Below are 22,689 nucleotides of genomic sequence, written 5' to 3' on the forward strand. Positions count from 1 at the left end.
AGCTGTCCCGCCTAGAATTGACGGTGTGACTCGCTCCAACGAGGAGGTCGAGGCGCTGCTTCGGGAGTACGCGGACCTCCTTCTGATCACCGGCGGGGACGCGTTCAAGGCGCGTGCCTACGAGAAGGCCGCTCGCGCGATCGGCGGCTGTCCACGCGATGTGTCCGAGCTCGACGCGAAGGGGTTGCGGGAGATCCCCGGGGTGGGCAAGTCGATCGCCGACAAGGTCGTGGAGTACCTGCGCACCGGCAGTGTGCCCGCCGTCGACGAGGTGCGCGCAGCGATCCCGGCCGGGGTGCGACAGCTGACCGCCATCCCGGCCCTCGGGCCGAAGAAGGCCATGATGCTGTACGAGGAGCTGCACATCGCGTCCATCGACCAGCTCTCCGACGCGATCCACGACCACAAGCTGCGCGATCTGAAGGGCTTCGGCCCCAAGACGGAGGAGAACATCCTCCACGGCATCGCCCTCATGCAGGCCGCCGGGGACCGGGTCCCGCTGAATGCGGCCATGAGCGTGGCCGATGACATCGTGGCCGAGCTGTCCCGGGTGACCGGCTGCCAGGCCTGCGAGTACGCCGGGTCCCTGCGGCGGATGAAGGAGACCGTCGGCGATATCGACATCCTGGTCGCGGCGGACGAATCGATCCCGTTCATGGATGCGTTCACCCGGCTGCCGTACACCGCCGAGGTCATCGCGCACGGGGAGAAGAAGACCTCGATCCGCACCACCAAGGGGCTCCAGGTGGACCTGCGGGTGCTGCCCCTGGACTCCTGGGGCGCGGGGTTGCTGTACTTCACCGGGTCCAAGGCCCACAACATCCGCGTCCGCGCGATCGCGATGCGCCACGGCCTCAAGCTCTCCGAGTACGGGCTCTTCGACGCCAAGAGCGGGGAGCGGATCGCCTCGCGCAGCGAGGAGGACGTGTACGCCAGGCTCGCCATGGACTGGATCCCGCCGACGCTGCGGGAGGACCGCGGCGAGGTCGAGGCGGCCTTGAACGGGCGGCTGCCTCCACTGTTGACGGAGTCGGATCTGCGCGGCGATCTGCACACCCATACGAACCTCACCGACGGCCTCGAACCGCTGGAGGAGATGATCGCGGCGGCCCGGCGGCGCGGTTACGCGTACTACGCCGTCACCGACCACGCCCCGAAGCTGTATATGCAGCAGATGACCGACGAGAAGATCCTGGCCCAGCGCGAGCGGATCCGGGATCTGGACCGGGGGCGGGGGCGCGGCGGGATGCGGCTGCTGCACGGCGTGGAGCTGAACATCGACGTCCAGGGGGACGTGGACTGGCCCGACGACTTCCTCGAGGGCTTCGACCTGTGCGTGGCCTCGGTGCACACGCAGTTCGGCCTGGCGCGGGACGAGATGACCCGGCGGCTGCTGCGGGCCTGCGAGAACCCGAACGTCAACATCATCGGCCATCCGACGACCCGGCTGATCGGGAAGCGGCCGGGCATCGACGCCGATCTGGACGAGGTGTTCGCGGCGTGTGCCCGCACCGGTACCGCGCTGGAGATCAACGCGCACCCGGACCGGCTGGACCTGTCGGACGAGAACATCCTGCGGGCCAGGGAACACGGCGCGAAGTTCGCGGTGGACAGCGACGCGCACTCCACCCTCGACATCGACGCCCTGCGCTACGGTGTCGGGACGGCGCAGCGCGGCTGGCTGACCCCCGACGATGTGATCAACACCTGGCCGCTGACCCGGCTGCGGCGTTTTCTGCGCAAGGATCACAGGGACGGGCACGGCTGAACACCACAGAAGATCCCGAGCATCCCGCACACCCCGCGCATCAGGCGCCGGGCGCGGACACGCTGCGCGAGCTGGACGAGCGGGTGAGCGGCTGCCGTGCCTGCCCGCGGCTGGTGCGGTGGCGGGAGGAGGCCGCCCGTATCAAGCGCGCGGCCTATCGGGAGTGGGACTACTGGGCCCGCCCGGTGCCGGGGTTCGGACCGGAGGGCGCGGCGCTGGCCATCATCGGTCTGGCCCCGGCCGCGCACGGCGGCAACCGCACCGGCCGGATGTTCACCGGCGATCGTGCCGGGGACTTCCTGTACGCGGCGCTGTACGCGATCGGCCTGGCCAACCAGCCCGATGCGACCCATCGGGGCGACGGCCTGGAACTGCGCGGGGTCAGGATCACCGCGCCCGTGCACTGCGCCCCGCCGGCCAACCGGCCCACGATCGGCGAGCGCGACACCTGCCGTCCCTGGCTGGTCCAGGAACTGCGGCTGCTGCGCCCGACGTTGCGCTCGGTGGTGGTGCTGGGCGGGTTCGGCTGGCAGGCGGCGCTGCCCGCACTCGCCGCCGCCGGCTGGGAGGTGCCCCGCCCGCGCCCGTCGTTCGCACACGGCGCGCGGACCACGCTGGGGGCGGAGGGGGCGGGGGCGCCGCTGCAGGTGTTCGGCTGCTACCACGTCAGCCAGCAGAACACCTTCACCGGGCGGCTCACCCCGGCGATGCTGCAAGACGTGCTCCGATCGGCGGCGGAGGCGGCTGGGTTGCGGCCCCTCCGTGCCGACGGAGACGGACCGCCGACGCGTTGAGTCGTCGGCGGCCCGGTGGGGGGTGGTGCGAGGTCCCAGGCACTGGGGCAGGTGGGCGCCCGGGACCTCGGTCAGGGGGTGGCAGGACGTGTCCTGCCTCGATCAGCCGTTACGAGTGGTTGGCGGCGTTGCCGTCACCGACCGCGTCGCCACTGCCGTCGCCGACCGCACCGTTGTCGCCGTTGCCGGCCGCACCGTTGTCACCGTTGCCGACGGCGCCGTTGTCACCGGTCGCGCCGCCGTTCGCCGCGCCACCTTCCTGCGCGCCGCCTTCGGCACCCTGGCCGGCGCCGTCACCGGCGCCCGCGCCGTCACCCTGGCCCGCGCCATCGCCGGCGCCCGCGCCGTCACCGGCACCCTGGCCGGCGCCGTCACCCGCGCCATCGCCCGCGCCGCCGCCGCCGGCACCGTTGTCGCCGCCGATGACGGCGCCCGTGGCCTGCAGCGCGGTGCTCACCGGCTGGAAGAACGTCTCGCCGCCCTGCGTGCAGTCGCCGCTGCCGCCCGAAGTCAGGCCCACGGCCGCGTCCTCGGCGAACATGGCGCCACCGCTGTCACCGGGCTCGGCGCATACATCGGTCTGGATGAGGCCGTTGACGATGTCGCCGTTGCCGTAGTTCACGGTGGCGTTCAGACCGGTGACGGTGCCGTCGGTGACACCCGTCGTACTGCCGGATCGCTTCACCGCAAGCCCGACGCTCGCCTCAGCGACCTGGGTGATCTGCTGGGTGGTGCCGTCCTGCAGATCCACCGTGCTGGACGCCTGGGTGTTCGGGTCGTCGTAGGTCACCAGGGCGAAGTCGCTCACCGGGAACTGGGACTCGGCGGTGGTGCCCACCTGCTGGGCGCCCGCCTGGTCGGTGGCCCAGGTCTCCGAGATATTGCCGCAGTGGCCCGCGGTGAGGAAGGCGGGAGCGCCGTCGACCTCGACGTTGAAGCCGAGCGAGCATCGGGCGCCACCGCCGAAGATGGCGTCGCCGCCGTCCAGCGCGCCGGCCTGCTCACCGGCACCGCCCGCGCCCTGGCCATCCCCAGCACCCTGGCCGTCACCGGCGCCCTGGCCATCGCCCGCGCCCTGACCCGCGCCGTCGTCCGCGCCGCCCTGGCCCGCACCCTGACCCGCGCCGTCGTCCGCGCCGCCCTGGCCCGCACCTCCGTTGGCCCCGGGCTGGGTCTCGTCGGTCCCGTCGAACTTCTTGAACTCGCCGTTGGTGCGCTGGACGGTGGCCTTGCCCGCCAAGCCGTCCACGGCCTTGGTCAGCGTGGCCCACTTCGTGCCCGTGACGGTTCTGTCGGCGAGGACCCGGACCTTGTTGGTCTTCGGGTCGATCGACCAGGCCGTGCCCGGGATCGAGGCGTTGTCGCTCAGCGTCTTGGTGGTGGCCTTGAGCTCCGTCAAGCTGTTCGCGACGATCTTGGCCACGGCGCCCTTGGCCCGGACGTCGTTCGCCGCGTCCTCGTTCAGGACGTTCATCACCAGCTGCTTGGTGTCGCCCTGGTAGTACCACCCCGCCGCGTTGCCGCCCAGGTCCGACGCGAGGCCCGTCGCGAGCTTCACGGCGGCCTGCGACGAGAACGTCTTGGCCTCGGCCGACTTGTCCGGGCTCGCATTGGCGTTGGGAAGCAGCACCGCCGCTCCCGCGAGGGCGGCCGCGGCGGCGCCGGCTATGACGACGGTCCGCTTGTTCACACGTCGGTGGCTCAACTCACTGACCTCCAGTAGGGGTGCGCCGGGGGGTGCGCGAGGAGTGGTCTGTCGGTTCCTCTGCGTCCCTGCGCGGTGGTCACCCGGCCATACGGAGGTGGTGGTTCAGTGTTTTCAGTGCCACTCAAGGTGTGATGAAAACCGTGCGCGAGGCGCCCCGGATGAGTAAGCTCCGCCGGTTCGGCCCTTCCCTCACCCCTCGGCCGCGGTCTGCGCCCGCAGCTCCCACACCTGCCCGAGCGCCATATCGGCCGAGGGCCCGGCCGGGGAGCCGTCCGTGGTCTCGAAGTGGTCGACGTAGTCGCCGATGAACGCCTGCCACCGGTGGTTGACCGGGTCCTGGTCGAGCGCGGCCATCGCGGCGGAGAAGTCCTCGCAGTCCACGAGGTGGAACAGATGGCGCCCGCTGCGCCAGATCTGCCAATTGGTGATGCCGGCCCGGCCCAACGCCTCCAGCAGGTCCGCCGGAACCGTGGCGTGCACCTCCTCGTAGCCGGCCTCCTGGCCCTCCTTGAGAACCGAGTGCAGTGCGACGCGCATGGCCATCCCTCTCTCTTTGCCAGATATGCCGGATCAGCTGTGCCGGAAGAGACCGGCAACTCACTGTGCCGACAGTGTGGATGGTATCGGCATGGGTATATCTCCACGGACCTGCCCGAGCTCAGGGGGACCAAGGAAGATCATGAATGCACCCGAGAACGCGGATGCGCGCCTCCGGTCGACGCCCACATTCATAGACCTCGTCATTCCCGAGGGGGTGCAGGAATCTCTGCGGCAGCAACTCGCGGACCTGGGCGATCCGACGCGGGACATGGATCGCGCGACGGCTCGCTGCCATCAGGTGTTCGCGACCCTGCCGATTGATCTCCTGCAGACCATCCTGGATTTCGGCAGGCATGCGGACACCCCTGGGGTGGCGCGGGTCGACAATCTTCCCGTCGAACGCGAACTTCCCGATACACCCGATGACGGCGGACCTTGCCAAACAAAAAGCACTTATCTTTCGGAAGGCGTTCTCCTCGGACTCAGCGGGATGCTGGGCGAGCCCGTCGGATTCACCACCGAGAAGAACGGGCAGCTGATTCACGATGTCATTCCCGTCGCAGATGGAGCGACGTCTCAGACGAATCGCAGCTCAACCGTTTTCCTTAACTTTCACAACGACATCGTGTACGACGCGGCAGGATCGTACAACCTGAGCAACCCGGACTTCCTCGTCCTCAACTGCCTCCGCGCAGACCATGAGGGTGTCGCGGGTACCTACTACGCGGACGCCCGGGATGTGTGCCGGGCCTTGGACGCCTCTTCGCTCAAGCTGCTCAGGGAGCCGCTGTTCAGACTGAACGCTCCCGGAAGTTATGCGCGGATGGCCGGAAAGGACGAAATCCTCTCCGACCCCGTGCCCATCATCAGCGGTCCCGATTGGTCCCCCGAAATCGCCTCCTCCGCCAATGGAGTGCACGCCGTTTCCGGCGATGCCGAAGTGGCGCTTCAGCGGCTTCAGTCCACCTGCCGGGAAGTGGCGCATGAAGTCTTTCTGCGCCCCGGTCAGGCACTGCTCATCAACAACCGTAAGGGTCTGCACGCCCGTTCGGAATTCGAGCCGCGCTACGACGGCCGGGATCGCTGGCTGCAGCGCACGTACATTCGCCGGAACCACTGGAGCATCCGCGACCGCATCGTCGCCGAAACGCGGAGGCTGCACACCTGATCGAAGCTGCCGCTGAAACTGCCGCCAAAACTGCCTGTCCAGCTGCTTGTCCCGGCCCTGCGGTACGCGTAGGGTCGCTTTCGTGCATGCATCCAAAAGGGACCGAGCAACGGCGCCGTTCCCATTTCATGGCCCGGCATGTGAGGAGAGGTTCCGCGGATGACAGTGCGTGTGGGCATCAATGGTTTCGGCCGCATCGGCCGTAACTATCTGCGTGCGGTGTTCGACCAGGGCGCCGATGTGGAAGTGGTGGGTGTCAACGACCTCACCGACACCGCGACGCTGGCCCATCTCTTCGCGTACGACAGCACGTTGGGCCGCTTCGGGGAGGAAGTGCGCGCCGTGGACGGCGCCATCCTCATCGGGGACAGGCGGATCGCCGTATCGGCCGAGCGTGACCCCGGGGCTCTTCCCTGGGCGGCGCTCGGCGCCGATGTCGTCATCGAATCGACGGGTGTCTTCACGGACGCCAACCGCGCCCGCGCCCATATCGAAGCAGGGGCCAAGAAGGTCATCATCTCCGCCCCGGCGAAGAACGAGGATCTGACGCTGGCCTACGGCGTCAACCATGACCAGTACGACCCCGAGCGTCACACCGTCATCTCGAACGCGTCCTGCACCACCAACTGCCTCGCCCCCATGGCCAAGGTCCTGCACGACGCCATCGGTATCGAGTACGGGTTGATGACCTCGGTCCACGCGTACACCTCGGACCAGAATCTGCTGGACGGTCCGCACCGCGATCTGCGCCGCGCCCGCCACGCCGCCGCCAACACCGTGCCCACCAGTACCGGGGCCGCCAAGGCCATCGGGCTGGTCCTCCCGGCGCTCGCGGGCAAACTGGACGGCTACGCGATGCGCGTGCCGATCCCCACCGGCTCGGCCACCGACCTGTCCTTGACCCTCAGCCGCGAGGCGACCGCGGAGGAGATCAACGGGCTGTTCGCGAAGGCGGCGCAGGGTCCGCTCGCCGGCGTCCTGAGCTATACCGAGGACCCCATCGTCTCCAGCGATATCGTCACCGATCCCGCCTCCTGCATCTTCGACGCAGGTCTGACCAAGGTGATCGGCGGCCGACATGCGAAGGTCGTCGGCTGGTACGACAACGAGTGGGGCTTCTCCAACCGCCTGGTCGACACCACATTGCTGATCGGCGGCTCTCTCTGAGCACACCGACTCCGCCCACCGGGCCGAGTCCCGATGCGATCCGGCGGGCCACACATGGCGTGGCCCGCCGGATCGTGTCCCGCACGCGGTCAGTTCTGTGCTTCGGCACTCGTGGCCATCGCCTTGGTGCGGGCCGCGTTGAACCGCTCCTGGAACGTGGCGGCCTGTGACGCGACCCAGGTCTGCGACTCCTGGAGACCCTTGGTGGAGCCCTTGAATCGGGGAGCCACGTATCGGGCGAACAGGTCGAAGCTCTTGCGGGTGCGCTCGGGGCTCGCCCAGTCCGTCACCGAGTTGAGCAGACAGCCGAAGCCTCCCGTGATGTCACGGAGCTTGTGGATGGCGGCCACACAGTCCTCGACACCACCGGCGATGATCCCTCCGGCCTCGATGGTCGCCTCGAACGCCTTGCGCGCCCCGACCTCGCTGCGCCCCATGGGCATACCGTGCGTCCCCGCCCAGTATTCGTTGCGCTGCCGCAGCCATCCGGCGTAGATGTCCTCCAGCGCCTGCTCACGGGTCTCGGCCACATGCACGGGCAGGGTCAGCCGCCAGGTCGACCGGTCCGCCGTACGGTCCGCCTCGGCGGCCGCGGCCTCCAAGTGGCCCCACTGCTCCGCCAGTTTCTCCATTCCCAGGCTGTGCCCGGCGCGCACCATCCCCCACGGCGGGGCGGCGTGCGACATCGCGTTCACCCCGAGGCGGCCGGCGAGCCGCATGCCGAAGGGCGACGAGGCGCTGCTGACGGTGATCTCGAAACCGCCCGGCTCGAAGGAACGGTGCTGGATACGGGCGTCCTGGAGCCGGAACCAGTCCGTCTCGCGCGTCACCGTCTCGCCCCGCAGCAGTTCGACGATGGTCTCCAGGGACTCCTGGGTACGGCGGCGCGCCTCGGCGGGGTCGACGCACAACATATGCATGTCCGAGGCGAGCGAACCGGCGCCCACACCGAGGATGAACCGGCCCCGGGTCAGCTGGTCGAGCTGTGCCGCGCGCGCCGCCGCCATGTACGGATGGTGGTACGGCAGCGCCATGACGCCGGTGGCGAGTTTGATCCGCCGGGTGCGCTCGGCCGCCGCGGCCAGGAAGATTTCCGGGGAGCCGATGGTGGCCCAGCCGTTGGAGTGGTGTTCGCCGACCCACAGCTCGTCGTAGTTGAGCTCATCGGCCAGTTCGGCATAGCCGAGGTCACGCCGCATCAGCAGATTGGGGTCTTCGCCGATGGGGTGCAGGGGCGACATGAAGAGGCCGAAGCGCATGAAGTCGTTCATATAGTCCTTCTGAGATGTGGGATACGGACGGGGCGGTCGGAGCCGTCGGGGTCGTCACAGGGACTGGGCGATGGCGATTCGCTGGATCTGGTTCGTCCCCTCGAGGATCTGGAGGAGCTTCGCCTCTCGCATCCAGCGCTCGACCGGGAAGTCCTGGGTGTAGCCGTAGCCGCCGAGCACCTGGACCGCGTCGGTCGTGACCCGCATGGCGGTGTCCGTGGCGAACAGCTTGCACTTCGCGGCTTCGGCGGAGATGGGTTTGCCCTGGTCCTTGAGGGCGGCCACCGAATACAGCAGCGCACGAGCCGCCGCGATCTGCGTGGCCATGTCGGCGAGCAGGAAGGAGAGACCCTGGAAGGAGATGATGGGCTTGCCGAACTGGGTGCGTTCCTTGGCGTACGCGACCGCGTGGTCGAGTGCCGCCTGGGCGAGGCCCACGGCACACGCCGAGATGCCGAGGCGGCCGTGGTCGAAGACATGGGCGGCGACGAGCATGCCGCGGTTGCGGCGCCCGATCATGCGCTCGTCGGGGACCCGTACCCCGTCGAACGCGATCTGTGCCGTGGGCAGTGAGCGCACCCCCATTTTCCGCTCAGGGGCCAGGGGGCGCAGGCCCTCGGAGTCCGCGTCGACCAGGAAGCAGGACAGCCCGCTCAGGGCGGATCCTCCGGTGCGGCAGTACACGTTGTAGACGTCGGCGACACCGGCGTGACTCACCCATGCCTTGGTGCCCGAGATCACGTGGTGGCCGTCTTCCGCGACCGCCTTGGTGGACATGGCGCCCAGGTCGGAGCCGGCCTCCGGCTCCGACATGCAGTTGGCGGCGAGGAGTTCGCCGCTGAGCATGCGCGGCAGCAGTTCGCCCCGCAGCTCGTCCGTTCCGAACCGGGCCAGACCGTGGCAGGCCAGCACCTGGAGGTGGACGGACTCCGCGACGGCCAGCCAGCTGCCGGCCAGCCGCTCGATCACCCTCAGATAGACGGTGTAGCTCTGCCCGCCGCCGCCCCACTGTTCGGGGAACGGCAGCGATATCAGCCCCTGCTTCCCCAGGAGCCGCACCAGGGCCTCGGGAAACTGCCCGTCCTCCTCGAACCGGGCTGCCCGCGGCTCCAGTTCCTCCCGGGCGAGCTCGTCGACGAGCGCGAACAGTTCCCGCTGCTCCTCGGGTTGCTCGACGGCTGAGCGGCCGGTCACGCGGCCTCCCGGGCGGCCTGGGACGGCCAGTCGGCGGCTTCCGGCCAGCGGCGGTTCACCTGTCCGACGGCGTGGTCCCAGTAGGAGCGGACGGAGAGGTCGGCGTAGATGAAGGCCCGTTTGCCGTCCACGTCCTCGAGTGAGGAGGAGTGGTAGCCGCCCGGTATCTGCTCGGCCATCAGCTGGAGGCGGCAGGCGCGCTCCAGGGTGTGGGCGTGCACCGTCGCATGTCTGATGGACTTGCCGACGATCACGCCACCGTGGTTGCGCAGCAACGCCGCAGGGTTGTCTCCGAGGGCGTCGGCCACCTGCTCGCCCGTGGCGATGTCGAGGATGGTGTTGCTGGTCAGCGTGTAACGGGGCAGTCGGCCCTCGAAATAGGCGCCCTCGTGCGATACGGCGCGCAGGGCCAGGTCGGTCGCCCCGAACACCAGGGTGTGCGGGGCGTGGCTGTGCACGATCGCGTTGACATCGGGACGCGCCCGGTACACCGCTTGGTGCAGCGCCAGCTCCGGTGGCGCCAGCGCGGGGGCCGGTGCGGCGGGGTCGACCGGCGCCACGATCACATCGTCGGGTACGCACTCGTCGAAACCCTTGAGCGCGCCCTTGATCAGCATGTAGTCCGCGCCGGGCACCCGGGCGGAGACCTGCCCCTGGTTGAAGTCGTCATGGCCACCCAGTGACAGTGAACGTGCCGCGACGGCGACATGGGCCCGCAGCCGACGGGCGAGGGGCGGCAGCGTGGCCGGGGTTTGCTGGGTCACGTATGTCTCACGTTTCTGCGAAGGACGGTGCGAAGAACAGTCGGTCGTAGACCTGCTTGACCGTGACCAGACCGGCAGGGGCGCCATGGGCCCAGGAGGCGACGGCGAGCGCGCCAGGTGCCGCCGCCGACAGGTCTCGTACGTCGTGGTGCAGCCTCAACGACTCGTGTGCGAAGTCGAGTTGCACCGCGTGTTCGCTGACCGGATGGCCGGCACGGAAGGATGCCACCTCGTCCACGGCCGCCCCACCCGCGTGCGCCTCCCAGGTGGCGGCCAAGGAGCGCGCCGACGCGCTGGGGCGGTCCCGTTTGGCGCGGGTGTGCCGCTCCAGGAGGCTTACGCATGGCAGCGGCATGGCCGACGCACGGAGGAGCCGTCCCGCGACGCCCAACAGATGGTCCTGGAGCCAGTGGCCGAGCGACAGGTTGACCGCGCGGACCACGGTCACCGATCCGGCGAGCTCCGCCAACAGGGGGTCGCCGTCGGGGCCGATGTCGGAGGCGCAGGCGATGAGCGACGAGCCCGTCTCCCAGCAGTACGCGGCCGTACGCGGAAGCACCTCGCCCCGCGACGCGTCGATCACCACGGTCGGCGGCTGCTCGGCCGTCCACGCGCCGCTGTGCGCGGTCATCACGACCGGGACGTCGCGCAGGGCGCATTCGGCCACGATCCGTGAGCCGAGCCGGCCGGTCGCGCCGACCACGCCGATCCGAAGCCCCGGCCCGGGCGCGCTCCGCTGGTCAGGCGGCACCTGCGACCCCTTCAGCGGCCATGTACTCCACGATCCCGGGGATCGTCTGCATAAAGGTGGTGTCGCCCTCCAGATCGACGTAGATGCCGAACTCGGTCTCGATCGAGTCGATCAACCGCAGATACGACAGCGAGGAGAGCCCCTTCTCGGCCAGCGTCTTGCCGTCGGCGAGCGCGGAATCCGGGCTGAGCGTGCCCTCGCTGGCCTCCTCCACCAGTTGGGCGACGCGGCGGGCGAGGGTCTGGTCGTCGGGCATGGGTGATCTCCCTCAGGAAGTCAGGAAGTGAAAGCGGAATCGGTGGCCTTGTGGAACAGCTCGCGCGCCGCGCTCATCCGCGGCTTGCCGACGCCCGTCGTCGGGATCTCGGGCACGACGACGACACGCTCGGGCACCTTGTACGAAGCGAGCCGTTCCAGGCACCGGGCGCGCAGCGCGTCCTCGGTCAGCCCCTCGGGGCCGCTGACGACGGCGGCGAGCATCGGATCGCCATTGCGCTTGTCCACGGCGAAGACCACCGCCTCCGTGGCACCGGACGCGAGCAGTACGCGGCGCACCTCCACCGAGTCGATCTTGCGCCCGCCGATGTTCAGCCGGGCCCCGGCCCGGCCCGAGAGGTGGAGTCGGCCGTCCCGCAGGCTGCCCAGGTCGTGGGTGGCGTAGAAGCCGTCCCGGTCCAGTCGTGCCTCGAAGGCGCCGGGCGCGTTCAGATAGCGCGACCCCATGGATGTGCTGCGCACCCGGATCTCGCCGGTTGTGCCGGTGCCGTCGCCGAAGTCCCCGAAGACGAACTCGACTCCGGGCAGGGGCCGGCCCTGACCGTGGTCCGGGGCCGGGAAGGGGTCGAAGGTCAGCGGACCTGTCTCGGCGACACCGTAGTAGTTGCACACCGCGAGGCCGTGCCGGGTACGCAGCTCCTCCGCCGTCGTGGGCTTGAGCGGCGCCGCCGACGAGAGGGCGACCTTCAGCTCGGCGAGTTCGGAGATGGGCTCCGGGCGGCGCAGCAGGGACTCGTACAGGGCGGGGAAGCCGGTGAGCCGGGTCGGCCGTATCTCCCGCAGGAAGCGGATCACCTGTCCCGAGGTGGGCAGACCGGACGGCAGCCACAGCGCCGCGCCCGCGAGGAAGGCGGCCAGCAGCGAGGTGTTGAACGCCAGCCCGTTGAAGAGCCCGGCGAAGCACAGAATGCGGTCGTCGGCGCCGAGACCGGTCGCGTCGCGCCAGGACAGGGCCGCGTTGTGCACCGCCGTACCGGAGAATTCGATGCAGCTGGGCGACCCGGTCGAGCCGGAGGTGAAGCGGCACACCTCCGTCGAGGCCAGCGGCTCGGGGCGATCGGCCATCGGCTCCCCCGCGCCCGGGGCCGTACGGGTGAGCGCGTAGCCGCCGGAGGTGAGGGAGCCGGACGGTTCGATTCCCGGGTAGAGGGGGCGGTCGTGGACGACCGCGTCGATGCCGCAGCCGGCGACGACGGCACGGACCTCCTCCGGGGCCAGGGCGGGGTCGAGCAGGAAGGGCAGGGCGCCGGCGCGCAGCAGGCCCACGTAGGCGACGACGTACGAGGCCGAGTTGGCGGCGAGGATGACGACGCGGGGACGTGCCTCACCTGGTGCCACCGCCTCGCTCCACCAGCCGTCGAACTCGGTGCGGAACTCCGCGGCTGCCGCGTCGAGTTCGGCGTAGGTCAGCCGACGTTGTGTGTCGGCGACGGCGAGTCGGTCCGCGTGCTGTGTCAGGAGGTCGGTGTAGACCTGGTTCAGCACCCCGGGCATGTCGTTCCTCCGAGTCCGTGGTCCGATTGGGTGGCCTATTCGCCGTGCGCGTAGGCGACTTGGGCGCGGTCGTGTTTGATCGAGCCGGCCTGGTCGACGCCGAGCGCCAGCAGGTACAAGGGCTCGTCCCAGGCCGCAAGCCCGGCGAACTCGCGCCACAGATCGGGGTCGTAGCCGCCGATGGTGGTGATGGCCACGGAGTTCTGCCCGGCGCCGAGACAGAGCAGATGCGCGCCGCACGAGGCGCGGAACACGGCGTCGCGCAGATCGCGCGGGCCACCGGAGAAGAGCTCGTCGCGGGGGATGTGGAACAGCACGAACCCGGCCGCGACCCGCGCGTTGGCCTGGCCCATGCAGGAGCGGACCAACAGGTCCAGATCGCGGAAGCGGTCCGGCACGGTCACGCCGATGCGGCAGCCGCGCAGGGCCTCCGAGCACGCCTTTGCCGTGGTCCCGTCGTGCAGCAGAAGCGTCGCGCGCACCCCCCGATCCGGCGTGGCTTCGGCCAGATCGGCCGGGAGCGGGGTGTCCAGTGCCCCCAGCGTGCGCAGAAGCCCATGCGGTTCGGGTGTCTCCCCGGAGAACCGCTTACAGGACTGCCGGCGCCGGGATGCCTCACGCCACTGGGCGAGCGGGATGCCGTCGGAGGCCGAAGGGCGCAGCCCGGTGGCCACGGGGGCGGCGGTGTGCAGCCGTGCGGACGCGGCGAACGGCTGCGAGCTGTCGTACACCGCCTCAGAAAGCCCCGACCAGCACACTCCCTCCAGTTGGCCGGTGCCCGCGGGGTCGTCGTCCCCCGCCATCCGGAACGTCGCCCAGTCACCGCTCTCGCCAAATGTGTGCGGCCGGCCGATCGTGACGATGGAGTGCACCTCGCGGTGGGGCAGCCAGGGTGCGACCGTGGCCCGGATCTCGGCGCGAGGGCCGTGCAGCCGCAGCACGGCCGGACCGTCCTGGAGCGCGGTGCCGAGCAGGTTCGTGGCCGCGTGTCCCGCGTCCAGCTGCGTGTAGAGATAGCCGCGCGAGCCGTACTTGCGCATCGACAGCCAGGGCCGGGCCAGGAGGATGACATGCGCCACCGGCTCCCCGCCGTCCGGCAGCCGCGCCGGCCGCAGCAGCCGCCCCAGGCGCGTGGCCGGTCCGCCCAGACGCACACAGGTACGGCGCAGCAGGTCCAGCCAGAACAGCGCGGGCCCCGGCGAGTCCCCCGGGCGGTCACCCTCGTCCACCAGCACCAGGACGTCGTACGGATAGATGGCCCCGGCCGACGGCACCTGGCGCCCCTCCTGCGCGGGCCGGCCGAGAAGCGCGTCGGTCACCACCCGCACCGCCTGCCGCAGTCCCTGGCTCCGCGGTTCCTCCACCTCGAGCCGTGGGACGGGAGGGAGTTCCGTCATATCCAGCCAGGCAGCCAGTAACCGCTCGTCGGGCACGGCGCAGGTATCCGAGTTGAACGCAGCAGAACTCACTGAGGGACCTCGATGCCATTCATTGCAGTGAACCGGTATATGCGGGAGAGGGTGATATGTTGTCGCTCAGCAAGCTACTTGAGGGGCCTATCTCCGATCGGCAGTTTCATCGGCAGATTCGAGGGCAGCTTCGCCGGCTCCTCGGGGCTACCGTTCCCCGGTCCGTGGCCTGTTCCGCAGCCCGCGCGCCTCCGACACCAGCACCTCATGAATTCCCAGCAGCAATTCCGACACCAGTTCCTTGCTCACCTGCCTGCCCCGGAGCCAGATGGTCAGTGCCGCTGAACCGTCTTCGATGAAGCGGGTGTGGAATTTGGGGCCGATCGCGGAGACCTGCTGGTCCCACTTCACCACCGGCACATCACTTTCCTCCGCGTCCGCCGCTCCGACCGCCGGGCGGACCATGTAGTTGAATGCCCACACCGGTTCGGGGTCGACACTGGCGGAGGGGAATCGCTGCTTGATGAGGCGGATCGAATCGGGATCGTAAATGCCCATACGGTAAGCCAGGAACGCGGCTTTGTTGACGGCCTGCGCGAGCTCCCCGAAGCCGGCCCCCGGGTCGGCGTCCAGACAGCCGGCGGCCCATTGGTTCATCGAGGTCACATAGCTTCCCCAACGGGCGTTGCCGCGATTCGACGACTGGAGCCGAACCGGCACCGACGGCAGCCCGCACACCCGGGCCACCGCCCTTGAGTAGGCGGTCAGAAGCACGGACGCCTTGGGGAGGGAGAGCCGGTCCGCCAGCTGCTGGGCCGCCGTCTGCGCGGCAGTCGACCGAACGGCGGCCTGCAGCACATGAGATGGGCGTTCGTCCGAGGCGGAGCGGGGCTCCGGGAGCTCGGCCGAGGCGGTGAGGACCTTCTCCCAGTGCCGTTCGGCCGCGGTGCGCCGGGCCTTGAAAGCATCGCCCCGCTGCTCCTCGGCCATGGTGATCAAGCTATAGGAATCCGCCCGGTCGGACAGGGATCCGGAATCGGCCAGGGCCTTTTGGAATTCCTCCCTGAGGATCCCCTGGGACCAGTTGTCCGCCGCCAGGTGATGGTGCGTGAATACGAGATGCGTTGCCGCTCCGGAGCGCATGATGACGCGGCCCCGCCAGCCGAACTCACGGGTCAGGTCGAAGGGCTCGGCCGCCATGCGGCGAGCGGTCTCCTGTACATCGTCCGCGGCCTCTTCCGACACATTGAGACCGGACAGTGAATCCGGTTCATGAACCAGCTGCACGGGATTTCCGGGATCGCTGAGGTCGTATGTCGTACGCAGGGAAGGATGATGGTGAGCCAGCGCCTTCAAGGCATCCTTGACTGCTGCCGGACCGGTCCCCTCGGGCAATTCCCAGACCGCCGAAATGTTGACCTCGTGCCAACGGGATCGAGGAAGTCTCTGGATGTCGCGCCACAGTGAGATCTGCCCATAGGAAAGCGGGCCGGAAAAAGGCATGGAGGTGACCCTAGGCGGTGTGATCCAGCCGGTCAAGGGTGTTGAATCTGCCGGTCAATCTTCCCCTGCAACTGCCCCTTGGCCGCGCGGTGCTGCCGGTACTTTCTTGAAATTGCTGTCCCTATCGCGTAATTGGCCACGAGGATCCTCAGTGGGAGCAGAGAAGGTTCGACTGCCCGGCGTCGCAACGGGAATCGCTGCCCGTCCAGCCAACCCAGTCCGCCACGTCCGCAAAGGAATGAACATGCCCCTCGACCCGTCGCCCACGGCCGGACAGGAACAGGCCTTCGTGCCTCCGCAGCCGCATGAACACCTCACCTCCGCCACCACCAGGAACATGCTGCTCATCCAGAGCGCCCTGCTCCAGGGCGCCCGGGAATACCTGTGCGACGAAGGCTTCGTCGAGCTGCTGCCGCCGGTCGTCGGCCCGGTCACCGACCCCGGCTGCCGCGGCGCAAAACAGGTCGACATCGACTACTACGGTCGCCGCTACAAGCTGATGACCAGCGTCATCTTCTATAAACAAGCCGCCCTGCTGGCCCACCCCAAGATCTTCTACATCGCGCCCTGTGTCCGGCTGGAGCCGTTCACGACCTCCTCGACCCTGCGCCACCTGACCGAGTTCCACCAGATCGACGTCGAGGCGGCGGACACCTCGCGCGAGGAGATGCTGGAGATCTGCCAGGGCGTCGTACGCGGCGCACTGCAACGCGTCATCAAGCAACTCCCCCATGTACTGGATGAGTTGGGACGCGATCCTGAGGCCTTCACCGATCTCCTGGAGCAGTCGTTCCCCAGTGTCCGGCACATGGACGTGGTGGAGACCCTGCACAAGCTGGGCCATGAGCAGAACCCCGACGGGGAGATCGACTGGGAGGGCGAGGCGCTGATCTCGCGACAGCACACCCGCCCGTTCTTCATCACCGACTACCCCAAGGGCTCCCGCGGCTTCCCCGACCGTGAGAGCCGTACGCTCCCCGGCCGGCTCCGCAACTTCGATCTGGTGGCTCCCGAGGGCTACGGCGAACTGTGCAGCGGCAGCGAACGCGAGGGCGACTACACCCGGGTCATCGAACGGATGCGGGAAACCGGCGAGAATCCCGCGAAGTACGAGTGGTATCTCAAGACGTTCAAAGAGGGCGGCATTCCGCAGAGCGCCGGTTTCGGCCTCGGCGCTCAGCGCCTGACGCGCTATGCGGCCGGACTGCACTCGGTGTGGCAGGCCAGCGCCTTCCCGAAACTGCCCGGGGTGATGGCCCCATGACGCGGCTGAGCGCTCCGGGGCTGCCCGAGGAGGCCATCCGCGAGCGTGCCCGCATCGGTCGCGAGGCAGCCTTCCCGCCACGGGCGTCGTACGGGCGACGGCTGTTCGGGGCGACGGGCCAGACGGCGACAGGCCAGACGGCCGGCCAAGGGCACGACGCCCTCGACACGCTGCGGCTCGTACCGCCCGTCTTCATGCCACAGCGCCTGGAGATGCTGGTCGAGCTCGGCCGCGAGCCCGTCTACCAGGACGTCGCGCTCGACAGCGCCATCGGAGGGTTCCACTCCCCGCTGCCGGTGTTCATCACGGCCTTCGGCTCCACCCGGGCGGCCAGTGGCGACCTGGGCGTACCGCTGAGCCGCCAGGCCGCCCGGCTGGGACTGCCGATGGTGATCGGCGAGAACATCGTCCCCGTCAACGGCTACGGCCGACTCGCGCAGACCCCGGACAGCGCATCGCTGTTGGCCCGCATCAGCGCCTACCTCCAGGAGGTTCCGGAGGGGTACGGAGGCGTCGTCGTACAGCAGTGCACCGAGGACGCCGACGCCGAGGTGTGGAACCTCGTCTACAGCGACCCGGCCGCCCAGCCCCTGGTCGAGACCGGCAGACTGGCCTTCGAGCTGAAGGTCGGGCAGGGGGCGAAGCCCGGTCTCGGTGGGATGACGGTGGTGGATCGCTCGACCGCCGAACAACTCAGGGACCACTATGAGCTCGACGCGGTGTTCGGCCCCGGGCCAGCCGGCCCCGGAGTGGCGGAAACCGCGACGGGCGGGGATGCCGAGGGCGGCTCGCTGTCGTATCTGCGCAGCAGCAGCCCCGGCACGTTCACCGAGGAGATCCTGCGCCAACAGGTCCGGCTGCTGCGCAACAACTATCCGCAGGCACGGATCTGGGTGAAGCTCCACCCCGGCCGGGATGTCGCGCAGGCCGCCACGGTGGCGTGGCGGGCCGGCGCGGACGCGGTCACCGTCGACGGCGCGGAGGGAGGCACCGGCTGGGCGCCCCTGGCCTTCCTCGACGGTGTCGGACTGCCACTGGTCGAATGCCTGCGCCGCATCGGGTCCCCCGCCGGGGACCTGCTGGCCAGCGGCCGTATATGGGAGGGCACCCGAGCGGTCAAGGCCATCGCGCTCGGCGCCACAGCGGTCGGCCTCGGCCGGGCCGCCCTGCTCGCGGTCGACGAGGACAGCGAGAGCGGCCTGGAGCGGTTCGTGGCCTGCCTGGCCCTGGAACTGCGGCTGCTGATCAGCGCGCTCGGGAAATACACCCCGCGGGCCGTAGGGCGGGAGGACGTCTGGCCCACGCCCGATCCGGCGGCTCGTACCGGTCATGACGAGCAGAGAAGCCTCCATGACGAATCCGTTTGAGCAGACCCTGCACGAACTCTTCGAAGAACAGGCGCGGTCGACGCCCGACTCCATCGCTCTGATCCACCGCGGCGACACCCTCTCCTACGCGGAGCTCAACCGCCGGGCCAACCGCCTGGCCCGCCACCTCCTGCGGTCGGGGGTGCGGCCTGGGGCGGTGGTCGGCATCCACCTGGAGCGCTCGCTGGAGATGGTCGTGGCGCTGCTCGCCGTCCTCAAGGCCGGCGGCGGCTACACCCTGCTGGACCCCGGTTTCCCCGAGGAGCGGCTGCGTACGGCGCTGGCCACGTCGGAGACCGCGCTGCTGATCAGCCGCGCCGGTCTGCCCCCGCTGGTGTCCGGCCCTCCCGCCGTAGGACCTGAGGTCGTCCTGGCCGACCTCCCGGGCGTACGAGCAGCGCTCGACGCGCAGCCGGACGGAGACCTGGGCCGAACCGCGTCGGCCGAACATGTGGCCTGCGTGATGTTCACCTCGGGGTCGACCGGCACCCCGAAGGCAATCGCCTCCTCACACCAGGCGCTCGTCGGCACCTACCTCGGCCAGGACTATGCGGACTTCGGTCCCGAGCAGGTGTTCCTCCAGTGTTCGTCCATCTCCTGGGACGCCTTCGCCCTCGAACTGTGGGGCGCGCTTCTCTTCGGCGCGCGCTGTGTCCTGCTGCCCAGCTCCGATGCGGAACCCGCACTCATCGCCGATGCCGTGGCCGAGCACGGGATCACCATGCTCCAGCTGTCCGCAAGCCTCTTCAACTTCCTCGTCGACGAGTACCCGCAGGCGTACGACGGCGTACGGATCGCCTTCACCGGCGGCGAGGCGGCATCCGTGGCGCACGTCACCAAGATCGGCCGCAGATATCCCGGACTGCGCATCGTCAACGGCTACGGCCCGGCCGAGAGCATGGGCTTCACCACCTGCCATGTGGTGGCCCCGGAGGACGCGCAGGCGTCCTCGCTCCCCATCGGACGTCCAATCGCCAACAAGCATGTGCTGATCCTGGACGCCGAACTCCAGCCGGTCGCGAAGGGCGAGACCGGCGAGCTGTACGCGACCGGAGTCGGGCTGGCTCGGGGGTATCTGGGGCGGGCCGGGCTGTCGGCGGAGCGTTTTGTGGCGTGTCCGTGGGGGCCCGCGGGTGGGCGGATGTACCGGACGGGGGATCTGGCGCGCTGGTCGGCCGATGGGGTGCTGGAATATGTGGGTCGTGCCGATGATCAGGTGAAGGTGCGGGGCTTCCGTATCGAGCCGGGCGAGGTGGAGGCCGCGTTGATGGCCTGCGCCGGAGTGGTCCAGGCCGCGGTGGTGGCGCGGGAGGACCGGCCCGGGGACCGGCGGCTGGTGGGGTATGTGGTGCCGGCGGCAGGAGTGGTGGTCGACGGGGCGAGTGTGCGTGCCACATTGGCGGCCCGACTGCCGGAGTTCATGGTGCCGTCGGTGGTCATGGTGCTGGAGCGGATGCCGTTGACGCCGAACGGGAAGCTGGACCGGCGGGCGCTTCCGGTGCCGGAGTATGCGCCGGGGTCGGGCCGGGGAGCTGCGACACCGACGGAGATGTGGCTGGCGGGGTTGTTCGGCGAGGTGCTGGGTGTCGAAGCGGCTCGGGTCGGGGCGGAGGAGAGCTTCTTCGATCTGGGCGGACATTCTCTGCTGGCGGCCCGCTTGATCAGCCGCATTAGGGCCGGGCGGGGCGTGGAGCTGGGCATTCGTGCGTTGTTCAACGCGCCGACGGTGGCTGAGCTGGCGTTGTTGATGGACTCCGACACGGTTGGTGCGGGGGTTTCGGGTGTGCGTCCGGTGGTGGGTGGGCGGGTGCGTCCCGAGCGGTTGCCGTTGTCGTTCGCGCAGCGGCGGATGTGGTTTCTGCGGGAGTTGGAGGGCCCGAGTTCGACGTACAACACTCCGCTGCGGATGCGGCTGAACGGCGCGGTGGACGAGGCCGCGCTGCGAGCCGCGCTGGCTGACGTGGCTTGGCGGCACGAGGTGCTGCGGACCCGGTATCCGGTGTTTGCGGGAGAGCCGTATCAGGAGATCGGCCAGGCGGTGGCCCGACTGTCGGTGGTGGAGGTGGCGGCTGATGGGCTTGAGGGGGCGGTGAGGCAGGCGGAGGGGTACTGCTTCGATCTCGCGGCGGAGGTTCCGGTGCGGGCCTGGCTGTTCCGGGAGACGGGGTCGGGCACAGGGGTGTTGTTGCTGCTGTTGCACCACATCGCCAGTGACGGCTGGTCGGTGGGGCCGTTGCTACGCGATCTCGGACGTGCCTACCAAGCGAGGGTGGCGGACGAGCCTCCGGTGTGGGAGGCATTGCCGGTGCAGTACGCGGATTACACGTTGTGGCAGCGGGAGCTGCTGGGCTCGCAGGATCACTCGGCGAGTATGAGCAACACCCAACTTGGCTACTGGCGAGAGGTGTTGGAGGGGGCTCCTGAGGAGCTGGCGCTGCCGTCCGACCGTCCGCGGCCCGCGGTGGGGTCGTTCCGGGGGGCCACGGTCGGGCTGTCCCTCGACGCCGAGGTGCATATGCGGGTGGAGCGTATGGCCCGGGAGCGGGGCGCGAGCGTGTTCATGGTGCTGCATACGGCACTGGTGGCCCTGCTGACCCGCATCGGGGCCGGGACGGACGTGCCGGTGGGCTCGGTGACCGCGGGCCGCACCGATGAGTCCCTGGAGGACCTGGTCGGGTTCTTCGTGAACACCCTGGTCCTACGGACGGACACAAGCGGAAACCCGACATTCGCCGAGCTCCTGGACCGCGTACGCGAGGTGGACCTGGCAGCCTACGAACACCAGGACGTGCCCTTCGAGCGAGTCGTCGAAGAACTGAACCCGACACGGACCGCGGGCCGGCACCCGCTGTTCCAGGTCATGCTGGTCCTCCAGAACAACGCACGCCCCATGCTGGAGCTGGGCCCGATACGTACAGCACCAGAACCCATCACCATACGTAATGCGAAATTCGACCTGTTCGCCGAACTGGAAGAAACCTTCGACCCACAGGGCCGTCCAACCGGCATCCACGGAGTACTCGAATACGCGACAGACCTCTACGACCCGGCCACCGCAAACCGCCTGGCACGGGCCTTCACCCTGCTCCTGGACACTGCCAGCGCCCAACCCGAGCTTTGCCTGAGTGACCTTCCGCTGGCCGACCCCGCAGCGCAACGGGCTCAGCTGGCAGCATGGAACAACACGACCCGCACGTACCCGCCCGCCACCCTGCCCGCGCTGTTCGAGGAACAGGCCGCCCGCACCCCCGAACACACCGCAGTCATCAGCGACAACCACACACTCACCTACCGCCAACTCGACGAGCGGGCCAACCAACTCGCTCATCATCTGATCTCGCTGGGCGTGGGTCCGGAGGACCGCGTCGCCCTCGCGCTGCCTCGTACCGAGCCGGCGATCGCAGCCGTGTTCGCTGTACTGAAGGCGGGGGCGGCCTATGTGCCGATCGACCCGTCCTATCCGCAGGACCGCATCGACTACCTCCTCGAAGACACCCGGCCGGTATTGATCCTGTCCACACGGGGCGCGGCCTCGGCTCTCCCACGCGGAGCGTCCGCGTCGATCCAACTTCTGGACGACGCGGCCTTCGCCGATGCCCTCGCGGACCGGTCGACCACGACTCCGACGGACGCCCACCGTGTGCGCGAGCTGAGGCAGGGCAACTCTGCCTACGTCATCTACACCTCGGGTTCCACCGGCCGCCCCAAGGGCGTTGTCGTCACCCATGCCAATGCCACCAACTTCGTGCGCTGGGCCGTCAATGAGTTCGGTGCGGAGGGTCTGGCGCATGTGCTGCTCACCACGTCGTTCAACTTCGACGTATCGGTCATCGAGATGTTTGCTCCACTCATATGCGGCGGCACCATCGAGATCCTGCGCGACCTGCTGGACCTCGCCGACCGTGGCTCCGACGCACATCGCCACGTCAGCTTGATCAGCGCCGTCCCGTCCGCACTCGCCGGTGTCATCGCGCACTCCGATGTCGATGTGACGGCGGAGGCCGTTGTGCTCGCTGGTGAGGGGCTGCCCGCGGCGGTGGCGACCCACATCGGAAAGGCGCTGTCGGCCCGTCGGCTGATGAACGCCTACGGCCCCACCGAGGCGACGGTGTACGCCAGCACTTGGTGGATGCGGGACAGCTCCGACGCGGCATCCCCGATCGGTCGTCCGGTGGCGAATACGCGGATGTTCGTGCTGGATGCGGGGTTGCGGCCGGTGCTGCCGGGTGTGGTGGGCGAGTTGTATATCGC

At 69.2% G+C, this 22,689-nt stretch carries 17 protein-coding genes; 7 read left to right on the forward strand and 10 right to left on the reverse strand.

Going from position 1 to position 22,689, the window contains the following annotated elements; all coding sequences use genetic code 11:
* Positions 1-25: 25 nt before the first annotated feature.
* Both polX and ACFV2X_RS16485 read left to right on the forward strand, forming a co-directional pair.
* Positions 26-1,768 carry a DNA polymerase/3'-5' exonuclease PolX gene (gene polX / locus ACFV2X_RS16480; protein ID WP_385616703.1) on the forward strand — a complete coding sequence of 581 codons (1,743 nt, stop codon included), beginning with the start codon at positions 26-28 and terminating at the stop codon, positions 1,766-1,768.
* Positions 1,765-2,562 (forward strand): uracil-DNA glycosylase, encoded by a 798-nt coding sequence (locus ACFV2X_RS16485; protein ID WP_385616744.1) that lies wholly within the window; start codon positions 1,765-1,767, stop codon positions 2,560-2,562. The genes polX and ACFV2X_RS16485 overlap by 4 nt, the downstream gene beginning before the upstream one ends.
* A gap of 109 nt (positions 2,563-2,671) precedes the next feature.
* Here ACFV2X_RS16485 and ACFV2X_RS16490 read toward each other — a convergent pair whose 3' ends face one another.
* Together ACFV2X_RS16490 and ACFV2X_RS16495 are read right to left on the reverse strand one after the other, a co-directional pair.
* A complete protein-coding gene (locus ACFV2X_RS16490; RefSeq protein WP_385616705.1) occupies positions 2,672-4,267 on the reverse strand; it encodes a S1 family peptidase in 1,596 nt (531 codons plus the stop codon).
* A gap of 192 nt (positions 4,268-4,459) precedes the next feature.
* Positions 4,460-4,813: an L-rhamnose mutarotase gene (locus tag ACFV2X_RS16495; protein ID WP_385616707.1), complete on the reverse strand. Its 354-nt coding sequence runs from the start codon at positions 4,811-4,813 to the stop codon at positions 4,460-4,462.
* Positions 4,814-4,949: 136 nt separating this feature from the next.
* Between ACFV2X_RS16495 and ACFV2X_RS16500 the strand changes: the two genes are divergently transcribed.
* Positions 4,950-5,978: a TauD/TfdA family dioxygenase gene (locus ACFV2X_RS16500; RefSeq protein ID WP_385616709.1), complete on the forward strand. Its 1,029-nt coding sequence runs from the start codon at positions 4,950-4,952 to the stop codon at positions 5,976-5,978.
* A 159-nt stretch (positions 5,979-6,137) separates the two neighbouring features.
* The gene (gap, locus tag ACFV2X_RS16505) at positions 6,138-7,145 is read left to right on the forward strand and encodes a type I glyceraldehyde-3-phosphate dehydrogenase (protein WP_385616711.1); all 1,008 of its coding nucleotides are present in this window, start codon (positions 6,138-6,140) and stop codon (positions 7,143-7,145) included.
* 89 nt (positions 7,146-7,234) lie between these two features.
* Here gap and ACFV2X_RS16510 read toward each other — a convergent pair whose 3' ends face one another.
* The 8 genes from ACFV2X_RS16510 to ACFV2X_RS16545 all read right to left on the reverse strand — a co-directional run bounded on the left by ACFV2X_RS16510 (position 7,235) and on the right by ACFV2X_RS16545 (position 15,807).
* Entirely contained in the window at positions 7,235-8,416 is a 1,182-nt protein-coding gene (locus ACFV2X_RS16510) for an LLM class flavin-dependent oxidoreductase (RefSeq protein ID WP_385616712.1), read from the reverse strand.
* 54 nt (positions 8,417-8,470) lie between these two features.
* The gene (locus ACFV2X_RS16515; RefSeq protein ID WP_385616713.1) at positions 8,471-9,610 is read right to left on the reverse strand and encodes an acyl-CoA dehydrogenase family protein; all 1,140 of its coding nucleotides are present in this window, start codon (positions 9,608-9,610) and stop codon (positions 8,471-8,473) included.
* On the reverse strand, positions 9,607-10,374 hold the full coding sequence (locus tag ACFV2X_RS16520; protein ID WP_385616715.1) for a class II aldolase/adducin family protein: 768 nt from the start codon (positions 10,372-10,374) through the stop codon (positions 9,607-9,609). The genes ACFV2X_RS16515 and ACFV2X_RS16520 overlap by 4 nt, the downstream gene beginning before the upstream one ends.
* Before the next feature lie 7 nt (positions 10,375-10,381).
* Positions 10,382-11,125, reverse strand: coding sequence for a dihydrodipicolinate reductase C-terminal domain-containing protein (locus tag ACFV2X_RS16525; RefSeq protein WP_385616717.1), 744 nt, complete (start codon positions 11,123-11,125; stop codon positions 10,382-10,384).
* Positions 11,115-11,381, reverse strand: a complete 267-nt coding sequence (locus ACFV2X_RS16530; RefSeq protein ID WP_089505513.1) for a hypothetical protein — start codon at positions 11,379-11,381, stop codon at positions 11,115-11,117. Before ACFV2X_RS16530 ends, ACFV2X_RS16525 begins: the two co-directional genes overlap by 11 nt.
* Before the next feature lie 20 nt (positions 11,382-11,401).
* On the reverse strand, positions 11,402-12,895 hold the full coding sequence (locus tag ACFV2X_RS16535; RefSeq protein WP_385616719.1) for a class I adenylate-forming enzyme family protein: 1,494 nt from the start codon (positions 12,893-12,895) through the stop codon (positions 11,402-11,404).
* A gap of 35 nt (positions 12,896-12,930) precedes the next feature.
* Positions 12,931-14,364 carry a hypothetical protein gene (locus tag ACFV2X_RS16540; RefSeq protein ID WP_385616721.1) on the reverse strand — a complete coding sequence of 478 codons (1,434 nt, stop codon included), beginning with the start codon at positions 14,362-14,364 and terminating at the stop codon, positions 12,931-12,933.
* 147 nt (positions 14,365-14,511) lie between these two features.
* Positions 14,512-15,807 carry a condensation domain-containing protein gene (locus ACFV2X_RS16545; protein WP_385616723.1) on the reverse strand — a complete coding sequence of 432 codons (1,296 nt, stop codon included), beginning with the start codon at positions 15,805-15,807 and terminating at the stop codon, positions 14,512-14,514.
* Between the two features lie 244 nt (positions 15,808-16,051).
* Between ACFV2X_RS16545 and ACFV2X_RS16550 the strand changes: the two genes are divergently transcribed.
* The 3 genes from ACFV2X_RS16550 to ACFV2X_RS16560 form a co-directional block, all read left to right on the forward strand.
* On the forward strand, positions 16,052-17,071 hold the full coding sequence (locus ACFV2X_RS16550; protein ID WP_385616725.1) for an asparagine synthetase A: 1,020 nt from the start codon (positions 16,052-16,054) through the stop codon (positions 17,069-17,071).
* The gene (locus ACFV2X_RS16555) at positions 17,068-18,438 is read left to right on the forward strand and encodes a glutamate synthase-related protein (protein WP_385616727.1); all 1,371 of its coding nucleotides are present in this window, start codon (positions 17,068-17,070) and stop codon (positions 18,436-18,438) included. The genes ACFV2X_RS16550 and ACFV2X_RS16555 overlap by 4 nt, the downstream gene beginning before the upstream one ends.
* Positions 18,422-22,689 (forward strand): amino acid adenylation domain-containing protein (locus ACFV2X_RS16560; RefSeq protein WP_385616729.1); only part of this gene is annotated, 4,268 nt, incomplete at its 3' end. The genes ACFV2X_RS16555 and ACFV2X_RS16560, both read left to right, overlap by 17 nt.

The sequence above is a fragment of the Streptomyces sp. NPDC059679 genome, assembly GCF_042734105.1.
Classification (GTDB): Bacteria; Actinomycetota; Actinomycetes; order Streptomycetales; family Streptomycetaceae; genus Streptomyces.